The organism is Stenotrophomonas sp. (assembly GCF_032103445.1).
Classification (GTDB): Bacteria; Pseudomonadota; Gammaproteobacteria; order Xanthomonadales; family Xanthomonadaceae; genus Stenotrophomonas.
Genome location: NZ_DAMDFR010000037.1, coordinates 25,272 through 41,540, shown reverse-complemented (window position 1 = coordinate 41,540; position 16,269 = coordinate 25,272). Strand labels below are relative to the sequence as shown.

Sequence of the window (16,269 nt, the reverse complement as noted above, 5' to 3'; positions counted from 1 at the left end):
AAATTGGACAGGTGTCCAAGTTCTGGGGGTCACCTCAAGGGCGTGGCTCTACGTCCGAAAATGCTGTCAGAGTTCCTGAGACTTCTGCGCGGATTTCTCTGATTTTAGAAAACTACAACAATCTTCAGCGCCACCGCCCACCTTCACACCTAGGATGCGCCAGCGGGTAAATGACTCGCCCACCAAGGAAGATCTGTGAAGTACAAAGGCATAGCGTCAGCCTGTTTTGCAATCGCATTCAGCACCATCACTCTCGCTTCAACCTCTGCATCCGAACGCGTCCCCTCCGCGGAACCCACTGCAAATGAAGGACATGCGCGTACGTCGGCAGACTTCTCCACGCTTTCTCTCCCCAACGGGGTAAACCTCCGCGAGATATTCCGCCACTACAACGGTAAGCGCGAAAGGCATGCCACCCTCTACTTCTTCCCTCAATTCTGGAACGAGTGGGGCTGGCGCACAGAAGGATCCATGGGGTTCATATCCTCGACTCCCTTTGAGCACTCACGGCCGCTCTACGCGTGCCAGCTGAACGGAATCAGGGATGCGTTCTTTACATCCCTGGATTCGGGATGCGAGGGCCAGTTCCTCAGCTCGTTCGGGATGATCGGCTACATCAGCGGCGTACCGCTCCCGAATACCCGGCCCCTGTACCGTTGCTACTACAACTTCAAGGGTCGCACCAGCCACTTCGACACTTTCGATGCAAAGTGCGAGAACGTCCCGCGGTCTTCGCTTGACAGCGTCCTCGGCTACGTCTTCCTCTGAATGTTGGATCGCAAATCGCCGGCCCTCCAGGCCGGCACCTCCACGCGCTTCGACTCGCTGCAAGTGCTTCGCGGTATCGCTGCGCTCGCGGTACTGATCTTCCATCTTCGCGCCGTCGAGTCGAAGTACATTCCAGGCGAAGCACTACTGGGAACTGTAGCGGCCCACGCAGACGCCGGGGTCGATCTGTTCTTCGTTATCTCGGGGTTCGTAATGGCTCATGTGGGCAGAGGCCGCTTCTCTGGTTTCCGCGCCGCAGGCTTGTTCCTCATGAAGCGGGCATGGCGCGTGCTGCCGCTGTACTGGCTGTTTACGACACTCACCATCATCATGATGATGACGTTTCCAGCCATCGTGAACAGCTCCTACCCTGATCAGAGCGTCATCAAGTCATACCTGCTGATTCCGCATACACAGCTGCCTGTACTGGCCGTCGGGTGGACGCTGATCCATGAGGCTTACTTCTACGTTGTCTTTGCAATCGCAATAGCCATCATTGCGGAACGCGCGCTTACCGTCTGCCTGATCGGCTGGGCAGCCGTCATTGCCTATGCGCACCTCGACGGGTCCCAGGAGATGACACCTCTTCGTCAACTGCTCATCAGCCCGCTAACGTTCGAGTTCATTGTTGGCGTGCTTGCCGGACTGCATTGGCGAAAGCTTCCTCGACAACTGGCTTCCGCCATGATTGTCGCCGGCATTGCGCTCTACCTGACCGGTGCCGTCGGCTTCGCCGACGCATCAATCTCGGCACCGGACCCGTGGCTCCGCACCGCGACCTTTGGGACGGCCAGCGTGCTTCTGGTGCTTGGATGGGTCATGCGCGAGTCCCGAGGTGAGAGGAGTGCCCCTTCTGTGCTTGTCGCCCTGGGCAACTCCTCGTACTCACTCTATCTGTCACACGTCTTCGTGATCTCGGCCGTAGGCAGGCTCTGGGCGGCTGTTATACCGGGACAGTCCTGGGGTCATCACTTTCTGTTTGTGCTTGTTGCGACTGCGTCTGCCTGCATCGCGGGACACGTCATCCACCGATGCTTTGAGCTGCCGCTACTGAACCTCGCCCACCGCAGCGCCTGGCGTCGAGGTAGGGTCGGTCGAAAGACGACCGCCGTCAGCGATGCAGCACCCGGTAACGCATGACCACGGAACGAAATGGCGCTCTTCGCGCGCATTGAGGGGCGTAGCCACGCAGGGCGTGGCTCTACGTCCGGGGTTGCCGTGACAACCACCAGAGCCCGGCCACATTCACGCCACACATCACGCCGCAGAACCCGACCAACGCCCAGGGTGTTCCTACGCCAAACACCACCGTGGCCAATGTCCCGAAGCCACTAACCACCACGCCCTGGATGGCGTAATACAGCGCAACTGCCGTCCCGGCCTTGTCATCGAAGGATGCCAAGGCCCCGCTTGCAGACACTGACACCACCAACACAATGCCAGTGGCGATGATCCACATTGGCATGATAAACGCCACGAAGCCCGGCTTGCCCTGGTCAGTGCACAGCGCCAGGATCATCGCGCCCAATGCCATGAGGACGGTCCCCGTGGCGAAGCATCGCCGCGTACCCCAGGCTACCACCCACCTACGCGAGCTCCGAGCTGCCACGATCATCACTACCGCCACAGTTGCAAATGCCAAGCTGAATGCCATCTGCGAATAGCCAGCAACGCCCATCAACACTCGCGGGGAGATCGAGAAGAACACGAAGAATGCGCCCATCGCAGAGCTGAAGCCGAGCGTGTAGACCCAGAACGATCCACTTGAGAGCATCGACCGGAAGCCGGAACGGCTCGTCCTTTCAACCTCCGGCAAGGTTTCATGCCATCTGAAAAGCGCATGTAGGAAAGCTACGGCTGCCAGCGCGCCCAAGGCGATGAAGATGGACCTCCAACCCCATACATCGGAGAGCAATGCGCCGAGCATCGGACCAAGTGCTGGAACAATCGCCAGCATTGAGCTCAGCAGCCCATACACTGTCGCGCTCTCCGGTCGCCCTCCGAACACGTCCCTGACCGTGGCGAAGGTCGCCACGAGCGCTGCGGATGCGCCGACAGCCTGGATCGCCCTCAGGGCGAGAAACGCTTCGCCATCGCTGGTCATGGCCAGCGAGAACGATGCCACTGCATAGGCGGCCGATCCGCCCAGGACCACGGGCCTTCTTCCGATCCGATCTGACAATGGGCCGAATACCAGCTGGCCGAGACCCAGGATCAACAAATACGCGCTCAATGTCAGCTGGACCACAAATGCTGATGTGCCTAGTGCCTCCGGCATCTGCGGGATCACGGGGAGATAGACATCCATTGCAAGTGACGCAAGGAAGTCAAACGGGGCCATCAGCAGCAGGGCTACTGAGACGCTTTGGGACCAGACACGTCCTTGTGGTTGTTGCATGACTTGCTCGCGACAGTCGCTTACAGCGCGCGAGGCACGATGATACCTGGGAGCTCAGGGTCCATAGAGAACAGAAACCGGCGTTCGTGAAGACCTGCTGTCCGATCTGTCGCATCGACAAAACCGTAGACCTTGATCACCCCATGATCCAGGAAGGGGTGCGCCCAGGTGTCATCAAATGCGGAGCCCCTCTGCACCGAACCCATGCATATGCTCAGGCCGCAGGATAGGCTGTGGACCGTCATGTCCTCACCCAAAGCCTGCAGCATGACGGTGCGGACATGTCGCGTCGTGTCCTGCGCCTCCAGGTTGCGGATTCCCCCCTCATCAAGGGCCTGCACTGCGCTTGAGAATGCGTCGCGCGACTGCAAAAACTGCTCTACCTCATCGGCCTCGATGCCACCCTGCCCGATGTACTTCACTTCTGCTTTCAGGTAGCCGTTTTCCATCGAATCAGAAGGTGACGGACCATGAACGGGTGAATGAGGTGTTACGGCGCGCATCACCTTCGGCTGTGCGCGATGCACGGTGATGCTTTCCTCGCCGGCCTGCGCGGCCGGGGCCTCGCTTGGTGCATCTCTAGCGGCTGGGCTTCGCGGGTCCTGAGAGGAACATGCCGGTTGGAGGGCGACAGTCATTATTGCGAGGGCGAGCATCGGGCTTCTGTTGGTCACGGAACTTCGTAAAGGGTTGGCAGCGGTCGATTAGCCTCGCACTTCGTATGGCAGTTGCATCTCATACGATTCTTAATTTTTCCTGGCGCGAATCATATCTTCTCCACAAGCTGTGCCGGATTCGGTTCGACCTCGCATGCATAGACGACCGGACCATCTCAGATTTTCATCAATGCCTGGGTGGCTCGCCTCTACTAGCATGGGACGACCTTCGCCACAGATTCCCCGATCTTGGAGACTAGATTGAAAAAACTTCAACACATCTGCGCAATCGCAGCACTGTCGTCCTTCGCACCCTCTGCGCTCGCCCAAAAAGGAACCGACAATCACGGCATTGAGCGCCAAGCCTACGAGTTCAGTGCATACGACGACTGTACAGATCTAAGCCTGGACGCCCACTGGACTGTCCATAGCCTCCTCAACCATGGAGCAGCTGGTATCCAGATTAGCGACGCCTCGGGCCAGGTCAAGCTGACCGTAGGCATCGATGAAGGGGGAGTATGGGCAGTTCCAGCAGCCAATCTGGATGGAAGCATATCGCTCCCCAGTGCGACGCGGTCCGTCCCGCAAGATGCGATTGTATCGGTGGTCTATTTCGATGAGGAGATCACGGTTTCGCGGTTTGAAAGTGCTGATCAGGTCATCTGGTACGTTCAACTAACCGAGTCCTCCGATCGGCGCTAGCGATGAGTATTGCGTAGCGGCTGCGAATCAGCGACGCCGAGCCCGGCGTCGCTTCTTCTTTCACATCAGTCGTGTGTCGTCCAAATCGTGTGCGAAGGGGTCGGTGTTGAGATCATGCTCGATTGATGTGCGAGTGGTCGCCCGCTCCATCAGGACGATTCGCACCTTTCCATTCCTGCAACTGATGCTCCCCCTATATGCAAGGGTTCTTCCGGTCAATCGTGCCATCAACCTGACAGTTGTGACCTGACTTAGTTGCTGGGTTACATCCGCAGCAGACGCCAGCACCAGTATTCCCTGATAGCCTGAGATTCGCCCACAGCGAGCCTTCACAATGATCTTGCCCTTCTCACCAGACAGAAGCAGAGATACGGCTTCGGTCAGAAGTCGATAAGCCGCCAACTGTAAGCCGACCGTCAGCTTGCACGGGTCCCCAGACAATCGCGGAGGGAGCACACGTTCAGTTCTGCTCCACTCATTGGCGATTCCGCTTATCTGTAGGGTCAAGTACAGCCCAACGTGTTCAAGTGCCGTGGGATATACCATGCTCGTTTCCTCCCGGAATGCTCGAGAGTTCGCAACCGCGATTCGCATTAGATCATCGGCTAGCCCATGGTGACCCTTCTCATTCAACCAGTGCGCTATTTCGCTTAGGGAATGATCAATTCCATCTCCGACCTTCTTCATGCTTATCACCCGCCTCCTCAGCTCCATCTCGGCTGAGACATGTGCGGTTTTGGCATGTGCGATGGCCAATCTTTCCCTGCGTGAACCGGCCCTATGCTGGTGATAGTAGTAGGTGATGCTGGATCCCATGCAGAGCATAGCGGTTCCGGCAACCGCCAGGATCTGCTGCGTGACGAAGACTGATTGGTCAAATGTCCAAGGTGGAGAAGTCACGCCCATCAGCAGGTTGAGTATGGGTACGGCAATCGCGGCGCCCCTCCACCCATGCATGCAAGTCAATGCAATGGCGGGAAGTGCCATTGATATCTGCAGGAGTGAGATCAGCAGATCCTGGGTCTTTGGGATCGCCAGCGATCCCACTCCAAGCAGGAGCATTGCGGCAATTGTGGTCGTCGACGAGCGCGTGTACCGGGACACTTCGATATTGGACTCGCTCCGCCGCTTCCAGAGAAGCACGAGCGGTACAACCGTGAGCATGCCCACGTAGTCTCCGACGACGAACTGCAGAATCTGCGTCAGCGGCGCGTCAGGCGTCGGAACCGGCCAAAGCACGTTCGCCAGAGATACGTTCAGTGCGGTCACGGTGATCGCGGACAGGGCGCATGCAGACAGGGCCCATGCTTCACCGCCAGTGCGCATCCTCCTGCGATGCCAGTGTACGATCATGGCCACTGAGGGCATGAGCGTGATCGAGCCAAGGACTACCCACGTCAACCCATACTTTTCGATCATGGGTATCCGCATGTAGGCAAAGTAGGTGTACTCGCCGATCAGAAGGTAGACCCATAGACGCCGTGGAAGCAGCAGGAGTGCTGCCACTCGGATCCCTGCAGGCAGATAGAACTGGTCCAATGATATCTGCCGCGCCGACCAGCTCAGGACTGCGTACAGCATTGCGATTGCGATGCCTTTGGCTATCTTCTCCCATCGATTCCCTTCCCACCACCACGTCATGCAGACCTCCGCTTGGTCGTGTCGGTTATGGTCACTTCGACACGGATGCTTTTGGGACGCGGACAGTAGTCGTGGGTATTTGCTGATTCAACGGCTGAGATGCATTTTCAGAATCTGATGAATCTGCGGTATATGGTTGCTTTTTCTGGCGTTACGTTGAGCGTCAGCGCTGGTGACGCTTTGGTCTGAGGGCGGGCGTTTTCAGTGTCCAGGGAGCAGCGTGGATGCGTGCTTGTTCCGACGACGGGCGGAAGTGAGAGCGTGTCGTGATTCGCCGGGGATGCGCGGCGGGTCGGCTACGGTCAGGGCCAGTGCAGCCACCCAGGGGGTGGCTCTACGGCTGTTTGCTGCGCATGATGCGTTTTCCCACATGCGGATTCCTATATGAGCGTCCACCCCTTCCGTCAGGTCAACGTCTTCAGTACCGATCCGCTGCTCGGCAACCCGCTGGCCGTGGTCCACGACGCCGCTGAACTCAGCGACGCCCGCATGGCTGCCTTCGCCAACTGGACCAACCTGAGCGAGACCACGTTCCTGCTGCCGCCGAGCGACCCGCGTGCGGATTACCGGGTGCGTATCTTCACCACGATGGGGGAACTGCCGTTTGCCGGCCACCCCACGCTGGGAAGCTGCTACGCCTGGCTGGCGCAGGGTGGGGTTCCGCAGGGCGCGGAGATCATCCAGGAGTGTGCAATCGGGCTGGTCCGTATTCGCCAGGGCGCAGAAGGGCTGGCCTTCGTCGCCCCGCCGCTGCTGCGTGAGGAGCCGCTGGAGGCGGATGTGCGCGAGCGCGTGCGTGCTGGGCTGGGTGTCGCCGCTGAGGACGTGGTGGACGCGCAGTGGGTGGTAAACGGGCCGAAGTGGCTGGCGCTGCGGTTGCGGAGTCGCGAGGCGGTGCTGGCGATCAAGCCGGATTATCCGGCGCTGGAAGGGTTGATGGTGGAGGTGTTTGCGGCGTGTGACGCTGCTGATGGGGTGGAGTCGCAGTTTGAGTCGCGGGCGTTCATTGCCGGGGAGGCTGCACCGGAGGATCCGGTGACGGGGAGTCTGAATGCCGGGATTGCGCGGTGGTTGCTGCGCGATGGGTTGGCACCGGAGCGGTATGTGATCAGCCAGGGGACGGCGTTGGGGCGTGCCGGGCGGGTGCGGGTGGAGGTGGTGGGGGAGGATCTTTGGGTGGGTGGGGAATGCGTTACGTGTATTGAGGGGAGTGTGAGGTTTTGATTCGGTGATGCGCGACGACGCGCATGGCGCGTCAACGCAGGAAACGCAGAGCCGGGCTTGCCCGGCTGAACCACCGCGATGTCGGAAAGAAGCCGGGCAAGCCCGGCTCTACGAGTATGGTTTTTCGGTCGGGGTTAGTTGGTTGGAAGACCGACGGTGTTGTTGAGGCGGGTGACTTCGGGTGCGTCTCCGTCCAGCATCACGCGCACCCGCAGCCCTTCGCGGCTTCCGGCCGGTAGCGGCAGCCCGACGGTTGTCGTCCGCGGCACCAGATCACTCGGCGCTTCCATCGCCGGCACCTCGGTGCGCGCGATCTCCCGCCCGTTCCGGTCTTCCAGCACGGCTACACCCACCGGCGTACCCACGTGGCCCAGGCTGTGCACGGTCACGTGCACCTGCTTGCCGTCCACACGCACGTCGCCGCGCCCGACCCCGAGATCCGGCCGCAGCTCCACCGGCGTCCCCGCCTGCACCAGCTCGAACTCAAACACCTGGGTCTGGCCCGGCGCAAACCGCAGCGGCATCGACGCACTGCGTTCCAGCACCACATCCTGCGTGCTCGCCTTGCCGTCGATCACCCCATCACCATCGCGGTCCACACCGCTACGCACGCGCCAGGTACCGGCGGTGACATTCCACGTGGTCATCTGGGCGTCGGCCGCGCGCTTGCCCAGGTTATGCGCGGTGACGGTAAAGCGCTCGGTGTTCGGTGCGTGCACCAACAACCCGACCTGCTCTGCCGCCTCGGGCTGGGTGAAGCGCCAGCTGACGGTGTGGCCGGGCCAGCTCTGGTTGCGACGCAGGGCGATGCCGCCGAGGCGGGCACGCTGCAGGAACTCGCTGTTGGCTTCCACACGGTCAGACCACCAGTGGCCCTCGGTGTTCATGTACTCGCGCTGGGCCTTGGCCTGGATGCCATCGGCGTGCAGTTCCTCCAGGTACTTCTTGTCGCCGGTGGCCTGCCACGCCATCACGCTGGCAAAGCCGGTCTTGCCCGCATCCGCCTCCGCGATGAGCGCGGGATTCCAGTCCGCGCCACGCCCCAGCACCTCCACGAAGTTCTCGCCCAGGTTGGACAACGAACCCGGGCCGCCACGCGCCACGCGGTAGTCCAGCGCCTTCAGATACTTGTCGTCACCGGTGAAGCGCCACGCGGCCCAGAAGGTGTGCATGGTGTCGCCGCCGCCGGAGCCGCTGTTGAGCTCGCCACCACGCGTCTTGCCGGTCGCCCAGTTGATCTCGTTGGGTAACGCCCAGCGGCCTTTGTCGTCCGTATAGGCGTGAGCGAGGTAACCGTCCGCCAGACCCACCACCAGTTTGTGGCCGGTGGGATCCGCGTTGTACTGCCCCATCAGGAAGGCGGGGTGCAGGGCGGGGAAGGAGTACGGCTTCTGCCACTGCCAGTTCGGTTCGCGATACACCTTGTTGCCGCCGAACCAGTTGCTGGAGAACAACAGGTGGCCCTGCGGGTTGGGCAGGATGATGCGCTCGTTGAAGGCCTTCACCGTTTCCATCAGGCGCTCGACGGTCAACGGGTCGCCCCAGTTGAGGTACAGCATCGCGCTGTTGGCGTTGATGCCTTCTTCGTAGCTGTGCAGCTCGTCGGTTTCGATGGTGCTCAGCCCATTGCTGAACATGCCATTGCGGTACACCGCGTCACTCAGCGCGGTGAGCGAAGCGTTGAGACGGTCCGGTTCCACGCCCATCAGGGCCAGGCCGGGCCATTGCTGGGTGAGGTCGGTGTCGTCAGAGATGCCGCCGCCGAAGTCGCCGTAGGCGATCTGCCGATTGTCGATCCACCAGTCGACGAAGCGCCGCACATACTTGAGGTCTTCGGTCTGACGGAACGCCCACAACGGCGCGCCCTTTGGCGCTTCGGGCTGTTTGAACGGCGGTTTGCCCTGGCTGTTGTAGCTGATGTAGTTCCAGTACAACCGGCCCAGCTCATGGTCCGGGTCCACCCGCAGCAGGTCGCTCAGGTCGGCGTACACGCGTGCATACAGGCGCTGGCGCTTGGAGGTGGTGTGTTCCTCGACCAGGAAGCCCCAGTTGTCACGCACCTGGTTGAAACGGTCGGCGGTATGTTCGCGCTTGGCTTCAGCGCGGTCCTTGAACACCAGGCGGATCTCGGCACCATCCAGCGAACTCGCGTTGAAGCCGGGCGCACCGGAGGCCACGCTCAGCCACAGGCTGTCGGCGGTGAGGATGCGGTCGCGCAGGTCCAGCCAGAGCGTGCGCTTCTCGCCGGGTTTGACCGAGACGCTGACATCGATCATGTCGCGCGCCGGCCAGATCGGATCCTTGATCCGGATGTTGAGCGGAATCACACCATCGCGCGTCGCCGGCAGGTTCAGCGCGGGAATATCGATGGCCACGCCATCGAGACCGTCGTACATGTTTTCCCAGCTGTGCGCCCAGCTGCGGATCAGCGGCTGCGCGGCCGGGGCATCGCCCACGCCGGAAGGAATCAGCACGTGCACGATCGGCAGCGGCTGCGCCGGCAGGGTGTCGGCCGCGCGACGACGCGAACCGGCCCCCTTCGGCAGCGCCATCACCGTGCTGCGTTCGGCAGCGGGGTGGCGGCCGTCGATGTACTCGCGCAGGGCAGTGATGTTGAGGTAATCGGGCAGGGCCTGGCTGTCGATCAGGTAGCGCTGCTTGACCGTGCCTTCCGGCTCGGCGGCGTCACTCACGTTGTACGCCCAGATCTCCTGGATCGGGGTTTCCTGCTCGGTATTGCGGAAGTGCAGCACGCCGCCGCGCTGCGCGGGAATGTCATCCACGCTGCGCACCACGCCCTGCGGGCGCTGCAGCAGGGCGGTGGCCGGCTGGCCGTCGACGGAATGGCTAAGCGAACCGAACGCAGCACCACGCACTTCCACGCGGTTCACGGTTTCATTCTCAGGCAGGGTCAGGTCGAGCTGCTGCCCACCTTCGACATAGGTGTTCCAGTCCGGCAGCTGGAAGTAATCATTGCGCCCGGGCAGGCGCGAGCGGTTGTACACACCCGGCCACGTGGTCTCGGCAATGCCATCGGTGGCCTTCCACATCCACTGCTTGTGGTCCTTGGTGTCGGCGAACTCGACCTTGCGGATGGAAGTGGTTGGGGCAGTCAGCACCGGCGGCAGCGCCCGGTCCCAGCCGAAACGGTGGTTCCAGGCGCGCTGGGCATCAGCCACGGCGACTGCGGAGGTCGGCGCACGATTGGCAGCCAATGCGGCCGTCCCGGCCGGATCCAGCAGGCGGTCATAGACGCGGATCTCGTCGAAGTCGCTGCCGCGCAGGAAGTTGTAGCGGCTCTGCACCTGGTAAGGGGCCATCACACGGCCGGCGAGGCCGAGCTGGTCGAGCGCGGCATCGTAGTCGGCGGTGGTTTCAGCGCGCGCGACTTCCTTGCCGTCCACATACAGCCGCACACCGTGGTCTTCGTCCCAGCCAAATGCAATGTGCTGCCAGCGGTCAGCGGCGGGCAGGGCGTCCAGCTTGAACGAAACACGGGTACGGGCCAGGTTGGCGTCGGTCACGAAGGCATCGAAGCCGTGGCCGTTCCAGTCGATGCGCAGCCAGGCCATGTCCCAGCTGCTGTGGTCGGCGTAGCCGACGCGGAAGATCACGAACGGCGCTTCGCCGACGGCATAGCGGGGTCGCCAGTAGAAACCGAGGGTGCCGCGCTGGGCCTGGATGTTGCCCGGCGCATTCCACGACAGCACACCATCATCGGCCCACTGGATGGCACGACCGTGCGCGCCGTCGGCCACGGTGGTGACCTTGTCGACAAAATTGGGAATCGCATCGCCCTGTGCGGCGTCGGCCTCAAGGCCGTGTTCGGCCGAGACATGGAACAGCAGCTGCGGCGTGTTCTGCGCGGCGGCAGTCCCGGCGCTGGTGAGCAGCAGAGCCAGCAGGCTGGCGGACAATGCGGAGCGTTGCAGCATGTGACCTTCCTTTCCACAGCGAGAACGTACGGCGCAACACGCCATCCTCGTCAGCAGAACGGTGCGGTCGGCCACGGCCGCGGTGTCAGCGCAGGGCCGTCAGAAACTAGCAAAGGGAAAACGGGGCGGCATCTTGCGCCGCAACAGCGGCGTGGTTGCCCACGCCGCTGCCTTCGTGCGGTCAGAACTTGTAGCGCACGCCGAGCATGTACTGACGCCCGGTTTCGGTGTACTGCAGCGGCAGCTCACCGGTGGCCGGCGAGTACACCCACTCGTCCGAAGCCTCGTTGGTCAGGTTCATGCCTTCCAGGCTCAGCTCCAGCTTGTCGGTGATCGCATAGCGGATCGACGCGTCGATGAAGGTGGTCCCGGTCATGCCGTGGTAGCCGTCCAGGTTGAAGCCGTTTTCGGTACCGGTGACCTGGGTCAGGTAATCGTCGCGGTTGGTGGCCGAAACACGGCCCGACCACACCTTGCCTTCATAGAACAGGGTGGCGTTCCACGAGTTGCGCGACAGACCGGTGAGGTCGGCCTTCAGCACCGGCTGGCCGGTGGAGTTGATGTACTGGATCTGCGAATCCACCCAGGTGTAGTTCAACTGCACGCCCAGGTTCGACCAGTTGCCCGGCAGGAAGGTGAACGGCTGGGTGTAGTTCACTTCCACGCCCTTCAGCTCGCCACCCGGGGTGTTGACCGGCTTGGTGTAGGTGAAGTCGCTGTCCGGGGTGGCACCGGTGCCGATCAGCAGTTCGGCCGGCAGGCCGCTGTCGCTGAAGGGGCGGGTTTCGCGGGTGGTCTGGATGAAGGTGTCGATGTCCTTGTAGAACAGACCGACGCCGGCCATCGCGCCTTCGGCGAAGTACCACTCGAAGCCCAGGTCCACATTGGTGGCGCGGATCGGATCCAGGTTCGGGTTACCGGTGGAGATGGTGCGTGCACCACCGGCCACGGCCACGGTCGACCCCGGGGTCAGGCTGCCCAGGCCCGGGCGGCTCATCACCTTGGCTGCGCCGAGGCGGATCAGGAAGTCCGGGGTGATTTCCGCCACCAGGTTGAACGACGGCAGGGTGTCGTCGTACTCACGCTCCACGGTGGTGGAGACCGTGGTGGTGGACAGCGTCGACAGACCAGTGGAGCTCTGCTTGGTCTTGACGTAGCGGACACCGAAGTTACCCGAGAACGGGATGCTGCCCAGATCGGTCGAGAACTCGCCCATCAGGTAGCCGCCGCGGTCCTTCTCTTCCACGCTGCGCACGTTGTTGGCGCGCGGGGCGACGGCGAAGGTGCCGCTGTTGCTGTAGATGTCGAAGTAGTCGGCAATCGCATCCAGATTCGGCACCACCCACTGGTCCGGGTTGCCGTTGATGCCCTTCAGGCTGGCCGGCTGGGTCATGTCGACCGGCACGATCTTGGTGCCGTTGGCGAAGTTCGGCACGGCCAGTTCGCTGGCGCGGCGCAGCTCGGTGGTTTCGAAGGTGTAGTCCTTGGCCAGGATGCCGCCCTTCAGGCGGAAGCCGGGGCTGATGTTCCAGTTGAAGTCGATCTGGCCGGTGTCGAAGTCGTTGTCCACGTACTGCGGACGCAGACGGATTTCCGCCAGCTCCCAACCGGCCGGGTCGGTCGGGTTGATGCCGTAGTTCAGGATCGGGAAGCGGTTGTTGCCGCGATAGTCGTAGCTGTAATTGTCGACGTCATACTTGTCCATGATGATCGTGGTCTGGATCGGGTTCTCGTGCTTGGAGCGCGAGATGCCGACCTTGCCGGACAAGGTGAAGTCGTCGCCGAAGCGGTGCTGGCCGTTCAAGGCGATCTGCTTGAATTCGGTGCTCCACTCGTCGTGGCGGTTTTCGGTGCGGATGTCGACGTTGTCGAATTCACCGTAGACCAGCGAATTGTTCTCGATCACGCCGTTCTTGACGATGGTGGCCGGCTTGCCCACCAGGCGCGGCGTGGTGCTGGTGCCGCGGCTGAAGGAGATGGCTTCGATGTAGTTCTCGTCGCGCTCGGCGTCGATCTTCGAGTACAGCGCGTCCAGCGAGATCTCGGTGGCGTCGGTCGGCTTCCACTGCAGGGTGCCGGTGACGCCCAGGCGCTTCTGCTCGTGTTCCATCTGCACGTAGCGCGGGAAGCGCGGGTGATAGACGTCGGCACTGCGCGCGGCGGTGAACGGCGAGCTGGCGCTGAAGTTGCCGTTGCTGGGGCCATTGGCCCAGCGGCCGGTGTTGGAGCCTTCTTCCAGCGCCTGGCGCTCGGAGTAGGCCACCGACAGCAGCGCGCCGAAGGTGTCATCGGCCCAGGTGTTGGAGATCAGGGCGGCCACGCGCGGATCGGCCTTCTCGGCCATGGCGTTGTAGCTGGCCTGGCCGCTGGCGGCGAAGGTGAAGCCGTCATAGTCGAACGGGCGGGCGGTACGCAGGTCCACGGTGGCACCCAGCGAGCCTTCTTCCACGTCGGCCGAGGCGGTCTTGCGCACGATCAGCTGCGAGAACAGGTCCGAGGCGAACACGTTGAAATCGAAGCCGCGACCGCGGTTGGTGCCGCCGCTCTGGTCGCCGGCACCCACGGTGGTGAGCGCTTCCATGCCGTTGATGCGCACGCGGGTGAAGTCCGGGCCCAGGCCGCGCACGGAGATGTTGCGGCCTTCGCCGGCTTCACGGGTGATGACCACGCCGGGCACGCGCTGCAGCGACTCGGCCAGGTTCAGATCGGGGAACTTGCCGATGTCTTCGGCGACGATGGCGTCGACCACACCGGACTCACTGCGCTTGATGTCCAGCGCCTTCTCCACGCTGGCGCGGTAGCCGGTGACGGTGACGGTGTCCAGTTCCGTGGCGGCGGTGCCGGTCTGCTCCTGGGCCAGCGCGGTGCCACCGAGCGCCAGGCCGATCGAAAGTGCGAGCAAGGTAACCGGTGTCTTTTTCTGATTGATTCGGTATTGCATGTTTTCCCTCTCCCAAGGTGCTACATGAAACAGCAATCCGGCGACGTGTCAGTGCAATGACACCGCTGGTCAGGGCGGACGTTAACAGCACGTGGAGGACAGGGCATCTTGCACCGCAACAGATTTGCAATGTCCCGCAGACGCTTGCGGGACAATGGTTCCGACTTTGCCCCCGGGTAGACGGGGCGGCCCGGCCCGCTAGAATGACACCGCTAGCCAAACTGTCTTGGCGCTGTCGCCCGGTCAGTTCCACAACAAGGGATCCATCGCCATGAGTCGTGTTGTCTGTTTTGGAGAGTTGCTGCTGCGCATGAGCGCCCCCGGCCGTGAACTGCTGCTGCAGACGGCGCAGCTGACGGTACACCCCGGTGGGGCCGAGGCCAACGTGGGCGTGTCGCTGGCCCAGTTCGGCCACGACGTTTCCATGGTCAGCACGCTGCCGGCCAACCCGCTGGGCCAGTTCGTGGCCGGCGAACTGCGCCGCCACCGCGTGGACACCACCCACGTGCAGACCCGCCCCGGTCGCATGGGCCTGTACTTCCTCACCACCGGTGCGGTGCAGCGTGCCAGCGAAGTGGTGTACGACCGCGTGGACTCGGCGTTCTCGCTGGGCAGCGCGGCCGACTACGACTGGAACACGCTGCTGGACGGCGTGGAATGGCTGCACCTTTCCGGGGTCAGCCCGGCGTTGAATCCGGCGATGGCCGAGGCCACCCTGGCCGCCGCGCAGGCGGCCTGCGCGCGCGGGGTAAAGGTGTCGTTCGACGGCAACTTCCGCCCATCGCTGTGGGCGCGCTGGGAAGGCGACGCACCGCGCATCCTGCGCGAGCTTTTCGCCTGCGCGCACGTGGCCTTTGCCGATTACCGCGACATCGGCGTGGTGCTCGGTGGCGAGTTCCCGCAGGCTGATATCGGCGAACGCGTGGACGCCGCTGCAGCGCAGGCGTTTGCCGCGTTCCCGCGCCTGCAGTGGATGGCCTGCACGCAGCGCACGCCGCACAGCGTGGACCACCACTCGCTGGGCGCGATGCTGATCGGTCGCGACGGCACCCGGGCAGTGGCGGCCGCGCGCGAGATGGTCGGCATTGTCGACCGCATTGGCGGTGGCGATGCCTTCGCCGCCGGCATCCTGCATGGCATGATGCGCGACTTCGACCCGCAGGCCATTGTGCGCTTCGGTCTGGCTGCGGCCATTCTCAAGCACTCGATCCCGGGCGACTTCAACCTGGTCAGCGAAGCTGACGTGATGGCCCTGACGGGCGAGGAGCGATTTGATGTCCGGCGCTGATCCGCGCGTACGCGCAGTGTTGAAACTGGCCCCGGTGATTCCGGTGTTCACCCCGGAAAACGTGGACGACGCAGTAGCCGTGGCGCAGGCACTGTTCAACGGCGGGCTGCCGGTGATTGAAGTCACCCTGCGCACGCCGGCGGCGATGGATGCGATCAAGGCGATGGTGGAAGCGGTGCCGGATGCCGTGGTCGGCGCAGGCACGGTGTTGACCGCCGCGCAGATGGAACAGGTGAAGAAGGTCGGCGGTCGCTTCGCGGTGTCGCCGGGTGCGACCGACCGTCTTTACGCGGCTGCGCGCGATACCGACCTGCCGTTCCTGCCGGGCGTGGCCACCTCGTCGGAGCTGATGCAGGGCCTGGAGCAGGGTTTGGATACGTTCAAATTCTTCCCGGCGGTGCAGGCCGGTGGCGTGGGCATGCTGAGCGCCTGGAACGGGCCGTTCGGCGATGTGCGTTTCTGCCCCACCGGCGGGATCAGCGCGCAGACCGCGCGCGATTTCCTGCATCTGCCGAACGTGTTGTGCGTGGGCGGTTCGTGGTTGACCACGCGGGCACTGCTGCAGGCGCGTGATTGGGCGGGGATTGAAGCGTTGGCCCGGGAATCGGCCGCTCTAGTCGGTTGATTCCCGTAGTGCCACGCCATGCGTGGCAACCGCGCAACGCGCGGCGCAGGCGTTCATGACCCCGGAACCAAAAGCAGCCACGCAGGGCGTG

The 16,269-nt window shown here is 62.8% G+C and carries 11 protein-coding genes; 6 read left to right on the top strand and 5 right to left on the bottom strand.

Annotation, left to right across the window (positions count from 1 at the left end; translation table 11 throughout):
- Nucleotides 1-195: 195 nt before the first annotated feature.
- The gene (locus RT551_RS13865; protein ID WP_313459679.1) at nucleotides 196-768 is read left to right on the top strand and encodes a hypothetical protein; all 573 of its coding nucleotides are present in this window, start codon (nucleotides 196-198) and stop codon (nucleotides 766-768) included.
- Entirely contained in the window at nucleotides 769-1,908 is a 1,140-nt protein-coding gene (locus tag RT551_RS13860; protein WP_313459676.1) for an acyltransferase, read from the top strand.
- A 61-nt stretch (nucleotides 1,909-1,969) separates the two neighbouring features.
- Here the strand turns inward: RT551_RS13860 and cml are convergent, their stop codons facing one another.
- Together cml and RT551_RS13850 are read right to left on the bottom strand one after the other, a co-directional pair.
- A complete protein-coding gene (gene cml, locus RT551_RS13855) occupies nucleotides 1,970-3,166 on the bottom strand; it encodes a CmlA/FloR family chloramphenicol efflux MFS transporter (RefSeq protein ID WP_313459673.1) in 1,197 nt (398 codons plus the stop codon).
- Nucleotides 3,167-3,186: 20 nt separating this feature from the next.
- The gene (locus tag RT551_RS13850) at nucleotides 3,187-3,693 is read right to left on the bottom strand and encodes a hypothetical protein (protein WP_313459670.1); all 507 of its coding nucleotides are present in this window, start codon (nucleotides 3,691-3,693) and stop codon (nucleotides 3,187-3,189) included.
- Nucleotides 3,694-4,083: 390 nt separating this feature from the next.
- On the opposite strand from RT551_RS13850, the gene RT551_RS13845 reads away from it, so the two are divergent.
- Nucleotides 4,084-4,524 (top strand): hypothetical protein, encoded by a 441-nt coding sequence (locus RT551_RS13845; RefSeq protein WP_313459667.1) that lies wholly within the window; start codon nucleotides 4,084-4,086, stop codon nucleotides 4,522-4,524.
- Between the two features lie 60 nt (nucleotides 4,525-4,584).
- Here RT551_RS13845 and RT551_RS13840 read toward each other — a convergent pair whose 3' ends face one another.
- Complete coding sequence (locus tag RT551_RS13840) at nucleotides 4,585-6,165, bottom strand: MASE1 domain-containing protein (RefSeq protein WP_313459664.1); 1,581 nt, start codon at nucleotides 6,163-6,165, stop codon at nucleotides 4,585-4,587.
- A 384-nt stretch (nucleotides 6,166-6,549) separates the two neighbouring features.
- On the opposite strand from RT551_RS13840, the gene RT551_RS13835 reads away from it, so the two are divergent.
- Entirely contained in the window at nucleotides 6,550-7,389 is an 840-nt protein-coding gene (locus RT551_RS13835; protein ID WP_313459661.1) for a PhzF family phenazine biosynthesis protein, read from the top strand.
- Nucleotides 7,390-7,523: 134 nt separating this feature from the next.
- Here RT551_RS13835 and RT551_RS13830 read toward each other — a convergent pair whose 3' ends face one another.
- Together RT551_RS13830 and RT551_RS13825 are read right to left on the bottom strand one after the other, a co-directional pair.
- Nucleotides 7,524-11,324: a LamG-like jellyroll fold domain-containing protein gene (locus RT551_RS13830; RefSeq protein ID WP_313459657.1), complete on the bottom strand. Its 3,801-nt coding sequence runs from the start codon at nucleotides 11,322-11,324 to the stop codon at nucleotides 7,524-7,526.
- 181 nt (nucleotides 11,325-11,505) lie between these two features.
- A complete protein-coding gene (locus RT551_RS13825) occupies nucleotides 11,506-14,265 on the bottom strand; it encodes a TonB-dependent receptor (RefSeq protein ID WP_313459654.1) in 2,760 nt (919 codons plus the stop codon).
- A 265-nt stretch (nucleotides 14,266-14,530) separates the two neighbouring features.
- On the opposite strand from RT551_RS13825, the gene RT551_RS13820 reads away from it, so the two are divergent.
- Together RT551_RS13820 and eda are read left to right on the top strand one after the other, a co-directional pair.
- The gene (locus tag RT551_RS13820; RefSeq protein ID WP_313459687.1) at nucleotides 14,531-15,553 is read left to right on the top strand and encodes a sugar kinase; all 1,023 of its coding nucleotides are present in this window, start codon (nucleotides 14,531-14,533) and stop codon (nucleotides 15,551-15,553) included.
- A complete protein-coding gene (gene eda / locus RT551_RS13815; RefSeq protein WP_313459652.1) occupies nucleotides 15,540-16,178 on the top strand; it encodes a bifunctional 4-hydroxy-2-oxoglutarate aldolase/2-dehydro-3-deoxy-phosphogluconate aldolase in 639 nt (212 codons plus the stop codon). The genes RT551_RS13820 and eda overlap by 14 nt, the downstream gene beginning before the upstream one ends.
- The last annotated feature ends 91 nt before the right edge of the window (nucleotides 16,179-16,269 follow it).

Excerpts from the sequence above, each read along its gene's own strand:
- RT551_RS13860 (WP_313459676.1), top strand. The coding sequence starts at position 769 with ATGTTGGATCGCAAATCGCCGGCCCTCCAGGCCGGCACCTCCACGCGC.
- cml (WP_313459673.1), bottom strand. The coding sequence starts at position 3,166 with ATGCAACAACCACAAGGACGTGTCTGGTCCCAAAGCGTCTCAGTAGCC.
- RT551_RS13840 (WP_313459664.1), bottom strand. The coding sequence starts at position 6,165 with ATGACGTGGTGGTGGGAAGGGAATCGATGGGAGAAGATAGCCAAAGGC.
- RT551_RS13835 (WP_313459661.1), top strand. The coding sequence starts at position 6,550 with ATGAGCGTCCACCCCTTCCGTCAGGTCAACGTCTTCAGTACCGATCCG.
- RT551_RS13830 (WP_313459657.1), bottom strand. The coding sequence starts at position 11,324 with ATGCTGCAACGCTCCGCATTGTCCGCCAGCCTGCTGGCTCTGCTGCTC.
- RT551_RS13825 (WP_313459654.1), bottom strand. The coding sequence starts at position 14,265 with ATGCAATACCGAATCAATCAGAAAAAGACACCGGTTACCTTGCTCGCA.
- eda (WP_313459652.1), top strand. The coding sequence starts at position 15,540 with ATGTCCGGCGCTGATCCGCGCGTACGCGCAGTGTTGAAACTGGCCCCG.